Genomic DNA, 12,597 nt, shown 5'->3' with positions numbered 1-12,597 from the left:
ATGTCTCAACCCTGTTCTGAATGGAACAACTATTGCACTATGTGTGGAAACACAAACTATTCCCGTTGAAGCCCTTGGAGACTACAACCGGACTGTCCGTTGAAGTGATCGACCCAGGACTGCACAACCATCATGCAGGACCCGACTTCTTCAATGCAAAGATAAGGATTGGTGACACGGTGTGGGTGGGCAATGTGGAGATACACGACAGGGCTTCCGACTGGTATTTGCACCATCATCACGAGGATCGTCATTACGACAATGTAGTGCTTCACGTGGTGGGGATGGCCGATGCGGACGTGCAAGCCGGAGACGGGCGCCTGATCCCGCAGATGCAACTTGACGTGCCCGATGGGGTGAGAGAAAACTACAGCGAGTTGCTGCGTGCTGACAAGTATCCGCCCTGCTATCAGATTATTCCGGAGTTGTCGAGTCTTATGATACACTCCTGGATGAGTACCCTGCAAACCGAACGGCTGGAACAGAAGACAGAGACCATACGCCAAAGGGTGGAACGCTGCAATGGGTCGTGGGAGGATGCTTATTTCATGACCTTGGCCCGCAACTATGGATTTGGCATCAATGGCGATGCCTTCGAGCAGTGGGCAGCGAGCGTTCCGCTACACGACGTGGCGCATCACCGCGATGATTTGTTTCAGGTGGAGGCTATGTTCATGGGACAGGCTGGGTTGCTCGACATCGAGGCCGTGCCGGAGCGTTACCGTGATGCTGCGATGGAGGAAGGCTATTTCAGTCGGATGCGCGAAGAATACCTCTATTTGTCGCATAAGTTCCAACTGAACCCCATTGATCCTGGCTTATGGCGTTTCCTTCGGCTCAGACCACAGAACTTCCCGCATATACGCATTGCCCAAATCGCCAATCTTTGTTATGAACACAAGACGGGACTCGCCCGACTCATCGACTGCAAGGATGTGAAGGCGGCCAGAGAGCTATTCCGGACGGCCGTCACACCTTATTGGGAAACGCATTACATGTTTGGAGCCGAGAGCAGGAAGAGTGAGAAACGACTCTCGCAGTCGTCCTTGGACTTGCTGCTCATCAACACCGCCGTGCCCATGCTCTTTGCATACGGACGGCACAGGCAGGTCGAGGAGTTCTGCGATCGTGCTCTCGGATTCTTGGAGCAACTCAGGGCTGAAAACAACCACGTGGTGAGGATGTGGAAGGAGTGTGGCCTGACGGTGGAAAATGCTGGCGACTCCCAGGCTCTGATACAGTTGAAAAAAGAATATTGCGACAAGAGAGAGTGTCTGAGATGCAGAATTGGTTATCAGTTCCTCACTAAAGGCAGGCTGACGAAATAAGCTTACTGTATTCCTCGAAAAAATCCAGCATATGACAAGGATGATGTCTTGAATCCAAACTTCAAAACAACGTATGAAGAGAAACAACTCGTATTTATTTGAAACAAGGATGGATGTGCGCGACTATGAATGCGACATCCAGGGAATTGTGAATAACGCCAACTACTTACATTACACGGAGCACACGCGCCACCGGTTCCTGCGTTCGCTGGGTGTTAGCTTTACCGAGCTGCACGAGAAAGGCGTGGACGCTGTGGTGGCTCGTATGCAACTGAAGTTCAAATCGCCGTTGAGGCCCGACGATGAGATGATTTCATGCATGAACCTGCGCAAGGAAGGCATGAAATATGTATTTGAACACGACATCTATCGTGCCTCTGATGAGCAACTCTGTTTTCATGCCGACGTGGAATTAGTGACGCTCATCAATGGTCGCTTAGGTATGAGCGAAGACTATGACCGTGTATTCCTGCCCGTCATAGAGGCATATGAGAAGAAGTGCAAGGAAGTCAGTGCAGGAAAACGAGATGTCGATGCAGTCTGCACCCGACAACCCAGATAATCATCCTCACTTCAGCTATGACGACAACTCCGCAAGAACTGCTCAACACAGCCATTCTCACCCGATTGAGTTATTTTAACCTCAATGCGATGGTCGCATTGTATCGCGAACTTGGTTCGGCAACGGCCATCGTGGAGCAGCGCAAGGAACTGGCGAAGATGTATCCGGGTATTCCCCAAAAGGTGATGGAGGCGCTGAGAGATATTGATACGGTTCGCCAAAGGGCCGAGGAGGAACTTGAATATGATGAGAAACACAATATCCGCACCTTGTGTCTCAACGACGAGGCATACCCCATGCGCCTCAGGGAATGCCCCGACGCACCGCTGATGCTCTTCTATAAAGGAACGGCGGATCTGAATGCGCAGCGCATCATCAATATTGTGGGCACGCGGCACAGCACTGCCTATGGCGAGGATCTCGTGCGAAGGCTGGTGGCCGACCTACGTGTCAAATGCCCCGAGATAGTCATTGTCAGTGGATTGGCATACGGCATTGATGTCTGTGCCCATCGCCATGCATTGCAAAACAACATCGATACCATCGGCGTCTTGGCTCACGGACTCGACAACCTCTACCCGCCACGACACCGCGACGTGGCCAATGCGATGGTGACTCGTGGCGGATTGCTCACCGAGTTTATGACCCATACCAATGCCGATAGACTCAATTTTGTGCGCCGCAACCGCATCACGGCAGGCATCTCAGACGCATGTATCCTTGTGGAAAGTGCCCGCAAGGGTGGTGGACTCATCACCACGCGCATCTCGCGGGATTACAATCGCGATGTTTTTGCTTTTCCCGGAGCGGTGGGAGCCGTCTATAGTGAGGGCTGCAATAATCTGATCCGCGACAATGGTGCGGGCCTCATCACCTCGGCCGACGACTTCCTGAATGCCATGGGGTGGGATGACGAGCGCGCTGTTGTCGCTGCCCGTCATGCCGGGATAGAGCGAAATCTTTTCCCAGATTTGTCGCCGGAGGAGGCCAAGGTGGTGGCGCTACTGCGGAAAATGAACGACATCCAGCTCAACATTATCAGCGTGAGGACGGACATCCCTGTCGGCAAGCTCACGTCCCTGTTGCTGGGTATGGAGATGAAAGGCATCGTTAAGCCGTATGCGGGTGGGACGTATCACTTATTAGAGTGATAGAAAATCATTATCTTTTCATGCAATGATGAAAATAGGCAATATAGAATTTAAGAAACAACCGCTCTTCCTCGCTCCGATGGAAGACGTGACCGACATAGGTTTCCGTAAGCTATGCAAGCGTTATGGTGCCGATATGATGTACACCGAGTTCGTATCGGCTGAGGCCATTATACGCAACATCAAGTCGACATTGGACAAGATGCAGATCGATGACGACGAACGCCCGGTGGGCATACAAATCTATGGGCGCGACGTGGAGTCGATGGTCGAGGCTGCGAAGATGGTCGAGACGGTAGAACCGGATGTCATCGACATCAACTTCGGGTGCCCCGTGAAGAAAGTTGCGGGCAAGGGCGCTGGTGCCGGCATGCTGAAGAACATACCGCTGATGCTCGACATCACACGCGCCGTAGTCGATGCCGTAAGGGTTCCCGTCACGGCCAAAACTCGGTTGGGATGGGATTTGGACAACCTCATCATAACAGACCTGGCCGAACAACTGCAGGATTGTGGCATCCGCGCGCTCACCATACATGGGCGCACCCGCTCGCAGATGTATACCGGTGACGCCGATTGGTCGCTCATTGGTGAGGTGAAACGAAATCCGCGCATCCATATCCCGATTATAGGAAATGGCGACATCACTACACCGGAGCAGGCCAAGCAGGCCTTTGAGCGTTATGGTGTAGACGCAGTCATGATAGGCCGTGCCACGTTCGGGTGTCCATGGATTTTTAAGGAGATGCGCGACTATCTGAACAGTACGTCGGGTGGGGGATTGGAACCGGCTGCACCCTTAACGGTCGACGATAAAATAGATATCCTTGAAGAGCAACTCCGCATCAACGTCGAGCGTATAGACGAATACCGCGGCATCTTGCACACAAGGCGTCATTTGGCTTCCTCACCTATTTTTAAGAACATTCCCAACTTCCGTCAGACGCGCATCGCCATGCTGCAAGCCAATACCATGGAGGAGCTCACCGGTATTCTGGAAGAATGCCGATTAGTGCTCAGGGAGCATTCCCGATAACTTGGAGGAAAATGCCCAGTCTTGTCGCGTGCCAGCTCAAGGTGTTTTGAAATAATAGCGCGATGGCTAAACGGATGTCGTTGTTGTTCAGGCACTCATAACCTGAGGAGACCGCACTTCTAATCCATATAGCCGCTGTTCATCTTTTGATATGAACAGCGGCTATACGCTTTACATAGCCACAACAAAACCACATGATTTGTTGGGAGAATCCATTATTTATGTGTTATTTCTTTCTATAACCGCACTTCGGACATACACTGTCTTCGTTCAGTGCTACACCACAATAAGGACAACGTTCAAAGCTCTTGTCCGACTCATAATCGGCTGTTGCAGCATTGTCGCCACTTGTAAAAGTGAGTTTAACAATGTTCCTGTATGACCGTGCAAATACTGTGCTTCACCTATGAAGCCATAGAATCGATGTGCATACTGCAAATCAAAAGTTGCGATACTAACTTTTTGAGGATCAGTAAAAACTTTTAAAAGACACGGGCTTCTTGTTGGTATATTAGACAAATATAATTACCGTTTTTCGATCATAATTTTCGAGATATTTAGAGAGAAAAGCGCCATCTTTTTTCGGCATAGCCGAGCCGAACATGAGCCAAATGCATAAGATTGCTGCGATGGAAGCCTTCTCATCGTGCGGTTAGGCCTTAGCGGCAACGCGGAAGAGCCTCTATCGCACGGCGGTTGAGGCCTTCCCGTCATGCCGATCGATATTCAATCGCGGGTGGTATAACAAGAAGGAAAAAGGTCTAATTTTCAAAAACGCTGACCATCAGACGTTTACAAAACCCTATATATTTTTCGTATTTCGAGCGAACACAAACAGTTTTTCAAATCAGCGAAAATGAGAGGTCATTTTGTCAACATCTTTAACCATTTATGATGCCTCATGATAGGAATCCAAGATAAGATCGACCTTGTCAAGAATAACCCAACGTGCGTGAACAAACCGTTCCATCTTGAAGTGAACGCACGTCTCATTTGTCCTTGTAATTTTCATTTCCCTTTTTGTATTCCTCAAATAGAACACAAAGAATATAATAGGTATTGCTGAGTAGTGACATAAAATAATATGACAAACAAAGTTAATTCCCGATAATACGTGGTTGTAATCCTTTGTTAATCGGAATAAAATATGTATATTTGAGACAGATTATAGACAATAAAAAACTACTCATTATTATGCAAGATTTTATTTATTATGCCCCTACCGAGGTAGTGTTTGGCAAGAAGTCAGAAAGTAAAGTGGCAGAGCTTGTCACTAAGTATGGCGGACACAAGGTGTTGGTACATTATGGCGGCAAGAGCGCCAAGGCATCCGGATTGCTTGATGCCATTTGCGAGAACTTGAAGCAAGGCGGGGTTGACTATGTTGAGCTTGGCGGCGTGGTGCCCAATCCACGTCTCGGCCTTGTGAAGGAAGGAATCAAGATGGTTCGGGAACAGAAGATTGAATTTATCCTTGCCATAGGAGGCGGTAGCGTCATCGACTCCAGTAAAGCCATAGCGATCGGAGCTAACTATGATGGCGATGTGTGGGACTTTTTTGAGGGCGTCGCAGAACCCAAGTGCTGCCTGCCGGTGGCTTCAGTACTCACCATTCCCGCTGCGGGCAGTGAGATGAGCGATGCCATGGTGATCACCAAGGAAGAGGGAGAGATTAAGCGTGGCTATTCCAATCCCCTTACTCGTCCGAAGTTTGCCATCATGAATCCCGAGCGCACCTTTACGCTCCCCGCCTACCAAACAGCGGCTGGAGTGACCGACATGATGATGCACACCATGGAACGTTTCTTCTCTCACGACAACGACATGGTGCTCACCGATAATATTGCCATCAGCCTGCTCCGCACCATGAAGGAATGCGTGCATGACGTGCTGAAAAACCCCAATGATTACGAAAACCGTGCACAGATTATGTGGGGCGGTAGCCTGGCTCACAACGGACTTACCGGTTGTGGCCTTCTCGGCGACTGGGCTACACACCAGATCGAGCATGAGTTGAGCGCGTTGTTCGACGTTGCCCATGGTGCCGGCTTGGCAGCAGTGTGGCCAAGTTGGGCGCGCTATGTGATGAAGGAAAATATTCAACGCTTCGTACAGTTTGCTGTGGAGGTGTGGGACGTTCCTGAGAATAGCGATGATCCAGAGGGAACAGCCCTTCGTGGCATTGAGGAAATAGAGAAATTCTATCATTCCATAGGCATGCCTACTTCCATCCACGAACTGGTTGGTCGTCAGGTGACAGAAGACGAGATCAAGGAAATGGCACGCAAGTGTACACGCAACAACACGATTACACATGGCCACTTCAAAGTGCTGAAAGCAGAAGACATCGAACAAATTTACCGCATGGCGCAGTAAAAAGAATGGTCATATTTTGTTGAGAAAAACAACTCCCCAAGTCGATGTGTCGATTTGGGGAGTTGTTTGCTTCTTTATTATTTTGATGTTTTTGTGAACGTCGATTTGTTCTTGCCTCGTCTACTTTACCCGCTTACGCAGAAAGTTGCAGAGTTTGGGGATAGACGTGTCTGCATCGGCTACCCCGAAAGCTCTCAGGATGTCTACGGTGTATGTGTCTTGAAGATCATTGCAATCAAAGGCTATAGGTCGCACCCAGCGTTCCGAAGATGGGGTAGAGGGTTTGCTCTATGGTTTTGAAATCCTTCTTATGCACTCCGGTGAGTCCCCAGCTGATGTCGGCAAAAATGCCGAATCGACGATACAGGGTCCAATCTACCCCAAAGTTCAGGCCCCATTGCAACGGGCGTAAATGTTCCGTGAAGTCGTAGTTGCCCCTTGCTTCCTCGTCGTTTCCAAGCTCCACTTTAGCTCCGGTCGGATCGCCCACGCGCAGATAGCCGTTGTGCACATAACCGGTGAAGGATTTGCTGGTGAGCATGGAGATGTATGGTCCGCAGCGGACATCGATTTTTGGTGTTGGAGACCATACGGCCTGCAGAGGTATGGTCATCATCCATAGCCTCACTTGGGTTGTCACGTCGCCGGTAAAACGTCCGGCCAACGATTCGTTGCCTTTTACAATTTTCTCGTAATAGTTCTTCACACGGGCATCTACGTGCATACCTTTGCTTTCAAACCGAAGTCCAATGAGCATGCTCCAGTTTGGATCAAGGGTATTCTTGGCATCGACTCCCAGACAGAAATTGGGTTGGAGGCGATATTCGTTGATTCCCCGGATGGTTGCGGGGAGTGACACAGGAGCTGTTCCGCCGATGCTGTAGCCCACGCGTGCCTTCAGACTGAGGCTGTCGAGAATGTTATCGGCTTTTGCGTTGACCGTTCCAACATATAAGGCGATTGCAGACAAGAATATTTTGATGGGTGACATGTTGCTGTGTGTTTATGATTAAAAATCGATGTAGTCTATTCCTCTTTCTTACAAATAATGCGTATCTGATCGATACAGAGTTGCGATCCGATGGCTCCTTCGAACCGATCTCCCTTGTTGCTCGATGAGAACACGATGGCAAGATTGTATCCGCGGTTTAGCATGACATCATAGTCTATTGGTTTTTTATAGACGAAGTCCAACCTGAACGGTGTCCAGCTGTCGGTTACAGGCACTTCTTTCATATCGGCAATAGCCACAATGTTCGGACTGGTTTTCACGTTCTCACCATTCAATACTATTTTTCTGTGTTCTATGTTGTTGCCGCTTCTTATTTCCTCCGTGTTGTAGTAGAGCACGGCATAGATAGCTGCCGAATCTTTCCGGTCGGGCATAGCGGTTCCATTTTTATCTTTGAAGATAGGGCCGGGCTGGTATTTGAACACGCCGGTCATGACAAGTGGTTCGCGGTCGAAGGGCACTCCGAAGCTCGTGGCTTTTAGGGGATTGGTCGATGCAATGGAAACGTTGAATGTTCCGAGAAAGAAGTTGCCGGCGGCAATAGGCTTCCTCGCGAAAGCACCGAAGAAGCCGGTGCTGCGTGTGGTGAGCTGAACGGCATGACCATCGAACCCGTTTTCCATGGGCGCCGATGGATATTCTGAGGGTTGGGCCGACGGCCTTGCGATTCTGAAGCCGGGATTGCCGTTGCTCCAGTCGTTGCCAAAGGTTCCGTCTTCCAACACATTGTGCCAGACGTAATATTTCTTATCCTTCGGTTCGAGCTCGAAATGTTCAAAATCATACTTAACGGTATCATTTACCGTACGCATGGTCGGCGTGATATTCAGGCGGTAACGGCGTTTCCACTGTTTGTCCTCTGACAGGGTTTCATAGTAATAGGTCCCGCCTTTTTCGCTGTCCATAGTTCCACCCTCCAACTCAACGAGCTGTGCACCGGGCGTAAGTTTGAATTGTGGCTTGAGCGTAGCGAGGTCAATGCCGCTTTTCCGCCTTACGTTGAAAGTGATGACATCTTCGCTCGGTCTCACGTTTTGTAGCGTGTCTGAGACCGAGAAAAACACATCAGTCGGGTTGTCTACGTGGAAAAAGACCTGCTCGATGTCACATTCTGCATTGAGGGGCTCTTCCTTAAAACAAGAGGTCAAAGCGACACAAGTCAACAGACCGGCTATCCATTTGTATCCTTTCATACAGTCTTGAAGATATTTACATGGTGTGAAAATACGTGACTAACGTCACGTGCTAACTTGCAAAGTTAGTGCTTTATTTTATGGAGAACCATTTTAGAATGCAAAATCTAATTAAAAAAGGGTAAATATTTGCAGCAGGTTTCGAATTTGAATAATTTTTAGCCTGAATAACAACATTTTCCACATAAATATGGTTACTTTTGCAGAAACGTTTTAATTTAAAAAAAACATGAATATTGCTTTAATCGGCTACGGTAAGATGGGGCACATGATTGAGCAGGTTGCCTTGGAGCGTGGCCACCGGATTGTATGCAGAATAGATGTAGACAATCAGGAAGACTTCGACAGTCCCGAGTTTGCATCTGCCGATGTAGCCATTGAATTTACCAATCCCACAGCAGCCTTCGACAATTACTGTCGTGCTTTCAAACACCATGTGAAGGTGGTGAGCGGATCGACCGGATGGATGAAGGACCATCGTGCAGAGGTGGAAGAAATGACGCGAGATGGCAAGCAGACGCTCTTCTGGGCCTCCAATTTCTCGATAGGAGTCGCTATTTTCTCTGCGGTAAACCGATATCTGGCACAAATCATGAATCGTTTTCCACAATACGATGTGCAAATGGAGGAGACCCACCATGTCCACAAACTCGACGCACCATCGGGGACAGCCATCACTTTGGCTGAGGAAATTGTGGATAACATCGACCGCAAGGCCAAGTGGAAACTCGGAACAACCACTTGGGACGACGGACGCGTGGAAGGGTCGGCAGACCACAATGCCGACGAACTGCTCGTTAACAGCATTCGCCATGGAGAGGTGCCGGGTATACACCGTGTGACCTACAACTCCGAAGCCGATAGCATCACGATTACACACGATGCCCACTCGCGCATGGGGTTTGCATTGGGAGCCGTGCTGGCAGCTGAATACACCAAGGATCATACCGGTCTGCTGACCACTAATGACTTGTTCAAATTTTAACCCATATAGTCAGGCAGGTCTGGCCAGTCTGATAAAAACAACCAATACTTTCGACAAACAGTTATGATAGATAAGGAAAGAGCTAATCTCAACATGACCAAACAATGGGCTAAGTTCATTGTGGTTCTCATACTTTACTTGTTATTTCTCTTTTGGGTGAAGAGTTGGCTGGGCTTAATCGTTGTGCCCTTCATCTTCGACGTATATATTACAAAGAAAATTAAGTGGCAGTGGTGGAAGACTTCAGAGGGTCCCGTGCGATTCATCATGAGCTGGGTAGATGCCTTGGTGTTTGCGCTGGTGGCCGTGTATTTCATCAACCTTTTCTTCTTCCAGAACTATGTCATTCCCTCAAGTTCGCTGGAAAAGAGCCTACTCACGGGCGACTATCTCTTTGTGAGCAAGCTCAGTTATGGCCCACGCATACCGCAGACCCCGCTCACCATGCCGCTCACACAGCATACCATGCCGGTTATCAACACCAAGAGCTACATCGAGTTCCCCCATTGGGACTATCGTCGCGTCAAGGGATTGGGCACTGTGCAACTCAACGACATTGTTGTGTTCAACTATCCCGCCGGCGACACCATCCTGACCGAACCGCGTTATCAGGCTGCCGACTATTATGCGACGGTCTATGGCTTCGGGGAACAGATCTACAGACAGCAGGCTGAACAGACAGTCAACCCTGCCGACCTGAACCGGCAGGAACAATTCGACTATTTCAAGCATATGTATGCCATTGGTCGTAGCTACATTGTCAGCAACCCCAACGAATACGGTTCCATAGACCATCGTCCCACCGACCGTCGGGAGAACTACGTGAAACGATGCGTGGGCTTGCCGGGTCAGACGCTGCAAATCAAGGACCGCATCGTCTATTTGGACGGCAAGGCCAACAAGGAGCCAGACCATGTGCAGTACACCTATTATGTCAAACTACGCCAGGCTATCCCCGATGAACTGATGAAAGAACTGGGCATCTCCATGGAGGATTTGTCGAGCCTGAACCAAAACGGATTCATGCCCCTCACCCAGGCAGCCGTCAAGGCGCTCAAGGCCCGCAAGGACTTGGTGGAGAGCATTCGTATCAACAACGATGCTGTCATCGGTGACCTCTATCCCCTGAATATGGTGACAGGATGGACGCGCGACAACTATGGGCCTGTGTGGATACCCAAGAAGGGTGCAACCATTCAGCTCACGCTTGACAATATAGCCGTCTACGAGCGACCTATCCGCGTTTATGAGGACAATGACCTGGAGGTGAAGAACGGACAAATCTATATCAATGGCAAACTGGCTAAGAGCTATACGTTCAAGATGGACTACTATTGGATGATGGGCGACAATCGCCACAACTCTGCCGACTCGCGCTACTGGGGCTTTGTGCCCGAGGATCATATCGTGGGCAAGCCTATCTTTATTTGGTGGAGCTCCGACCCCGACCGTCACGGCTTTTCTGGCATACGTTGGAACCGGCTGTTCAACATGGTGGACAATATTAAGTAATTCATAATTCACAATTCATAATTCATAATGTACAATGTATAATTTATAATGTACAATCACTGCTGTCCGGTTAAGTTTCACCAAAGCGAAAGTTGGTGGTCATTTCCAATAAATTTAAATGTGTTTGGAGCTTGGAATTATAGCGCACCTGGAGGCCACGGGACAGTTACAGGACCGACTATCATTGGTTTTATCACTGGTGCATGGGGAAGATATAACCAAGAATTCAGAATTAAATAACAAGGCAATAAAGTTTCTATGAAAAAAATATCGTATTTTTTTATTGTCTTCGTATTGATTGTAGGATGCGTCAAAGGACAGAATAAAGAAAATCTCAATAACCTTCGTGATAGTTTAGACAAAATGGTTCTTGAGGGGACTCTGCGTACCGACACGACAATGCTCGAAAGAGCATTGAAACTGTCAGACTACTTGCTTAGTATTGATACTACGAACATCGGTAAGAGGCAGTGTTATCGTCACCGTTCCATGGTTTTCTTTTCTTTGGGACACATGGATGAGGCTATAGCCAACGCTGAACATGCAGTTTTGACCCTTCAAGCAAATAATCCGTTACGGCTTATCTTTCTGTCGGAAAAATACTTAAGGGAACATAATAAAGACTCGGCTGCTTATTACATTGAAAAGACAATTGCTGTTTGTGACAGTTCATTGAATGATGAGTATAACGAAGATATGGCTATTAATAAGATGAAAGCAATTTATCTGCGTGATGGAGAGAAGAATGCAAAGATTTATTTGTCAAAACTATTAAGAACACATCCAAGCCCATTGCTAAAATCATTAGACGAAGACTGGGATGAATGGGTTCGCATGAATAATGAGGAATTAAAACTGATGAATATTAAGATCTTGAGATAGAAATGGTATGTTGGAAAGCTAATTTAGTGTTTACTGAATAAATAATATTCGTTTGATATACAATAAATTATAATTTATTCAGTAAACACTAAATATACGGATTAATAGAACTTACCTTAATTTTTTGTCGCTTACTTTTCTTTGATATCGTTAACGATCCCCCAAAGTTTATCTCGCATCTTCTTCACGTTTTCATTAGCGCGAGCCCCTTCGATAGCTTCTGCCGTCTTTTTGGCAAAGTCGCGGCGTGTCTCTGTTATTTTCTCTTTAGTGTCAGTAATAGCGTTTTTTACGTTTTCAATTACATTATGTGTTTTGGCCGTAGCTTCATCGGCCATATTTTCGCCCTGGTCTTCAGCATCGTCCACAGCATCTTTTGCGTCTTTCTTCGCGTCTTTGGCTGCCTCCTTCACGTCGTCGGCTACGTCCTTGGCTGCCTCCTTCACGTCGTCGGCTACGTCCTTGGCTGCCTCCTTCACGTCGTCGGCTACGTCCTTGGCTGCCTCCTTCACGTCGTCGGCTACGTCCTTGGCCTCTTTTTTAGCATCTTTGGCTGCCTC

At 48.3% G+C, this 12,597-nt stretch carries 10 protein-coding genes and 1 pseudogene; 8 read left to right on the top strand and 3 right to left on the bottom strand.

Annotation, left to right across the window (positions count from 1 at the left end):
• Positions 1–20 precede the first annotated feature (20 nt).
• The 5 genes and pseudogenes from HMPREF0645_RS08680 to HMPREF0645_RS08660 all read left to right on the top strand — a co-directional run bounded on the left by HMPREF0645_RS08680 (position 21) and on the right by HMPREF0645_RS08660 (position 6,453).
• The gene (locus HMPREF0645_RS08680; RefSeq protein ID WP_007174597.1) at positions 21–1,328 is read left to right on the top strand and encodes a DUF2851 family protein; all 1,308 of its coding nucleotides are present in this window, start codon (positions 21–23) and stop codon (positions 1,326–1,328) included.
• Positions 1,329–1,401: 73 nt separating this feature from the next.
• Positions 1,402–1,812 (top strand): annotated as a pseudogene (locus tag HMPREF0645_RS08675) (acyl-CoA thioesterase); the annotation flags it as partial.
• A 95-nt stretch (positions 1,813–1,907) separates the two neighbouring features.
• Positions 1,908–3,041 carry a DNA-processing protein DprA gene (gene dprA / locus HMPREF0645_RS08670; protein WP_007174595.1) on the top strand — a complete coding sequence of 378 codons (1,134 nt, stop codon included), beginning with the start codon at positions 1,908–1,910 and terminating at the stop codon, positions 3,039–3,041.
• A gap of 28 nt (positions 3,042–3,069) precedes the next feature.
• The gene (gene dusB, locus HMPREF0645_RS08665) at positions 3,070–4,077 is read left to right on the top strand and encodes a tRNA dihydrouridine synthase DusB (RefSeq protein ID WP_044123525.1); all 1,008 of its coding nucleotides are present in this window, start codon (positions 3,070–3,072) and stop codon (positions 4,075–4,077) included.
• A gap of 1,194 nt (positions 4,078–5,271) precedes the next feature.
• Positions 5,272–6,453, top strand: a complete 1,182-nt coding sequence (locus HMPREF0645_RS08660; protein WP_044123484.1) for an iron-containing alcohol dehydrogenase — start codon at positions 5,272–5,274, stop codon at positions 6,451–6,453.
• A 235-nt stretch (positions 6,454–6,688) separates the two neighbouring features.
• Here the strand turns inward: HMPREF0645_RS08660 and HMPREF0645_RS08655 are convergent, their stop codons facing one another.
• Together HMPREF0645_RS08655 and HMPREF0645_RS08650 are read right to left on the bottom strand one after the other, a co-directional pair.
• Positions 6,689–7,444 (bottom strand): porin family protein, encoded by a 756-nt coding sequence (locus tag HMPREF0645_RS08655; RefSeq protein ID WP_007174591.1) that lies wholly within the window; start codon positions 7,442–7,444, stop codon positions 6,689–6,691.
• 35 nt (positions 7,445–7,479) lie between these two features.
• Entirely contained in the window at positions 7,480–8,658 is a 1,179-nt protein-coding gene (locus HMPREF0645_RS08650; protein ID WP_007174590.1) for a PCMD domain-containing protein, read from the bottom strand.
• A gap of 229 nt (positions 8,659–8,887) precedes the next feature.
• On the opposite strand from HMPREF0645_RS08650, the gene dapB reads away from it, so the two are divergent.
• The 3 genes from dapB (at position 8,888) to HMPREF0645_RS08635 (ending at position 12,037) form a co-directional block, all read left to right on the top strand.
• Entirely contained in the window at positions 8,888–9,643 is a 756-nt protein-coding gene (dapB, locus tag HMPREF0645_RS08645; RefSeq protein ID WP_007174589.1) for a 4-hydroxy-tetrahydrodipicolinate reductase, read from the top strand.
• Between the two features lie 63 nt (positions 9,644–9,706).
• A complete protein-coding gene (gene lepB / locus HMPREF0645_RS08640) occupies positions 9,707–11,155 on the top strand; it encodes a signal peptidase I (RefSeq protein WP_007174588.1) in 1,449 nt (482 codons plus the stop codon).
• Between the two features lie 258 nt (positions 11,156–11,413).
• The gene (locus HMPREF0645_RS08635; RefSeq protein WP_007174586.1) at positions 11,414–12,037 is read left to right on the top strand and encodes a tetratricopeptide repeat protein; all 624 of its coding nucleotides are present in this window, start codon (positions 11,414–11,416) and stop codon (positions 12,035–12,037) included.
• Positions 12,038–12,168: 131 nt separating this feature from the next.
• Here HMPREF0645_RS08635 and HMPREF0645_RS13005 read toward each other — a convergent pair.
• Positions 12,169–12,597 (bottom strand): hypothetical protein (locus tag HMPREF0645_RS13005; RefSeq protein ID WP_007174585.1); only part of this gene is annotated, 429 nt, incomplete at its 5' end.

It is taken from the genome of Hallella bergensis DSM 17361 (assembly GCF_000160535.1).
Classification (GTDB): Bacteria; Bacteroidota; Bacteroidia; order Bacteroidales; family Bacteroidaceae; genus Prevotella; species Prevotella bergensis.
This window is presented reverse-complemented; position numbering and strand designations above follow the sequence as displayed.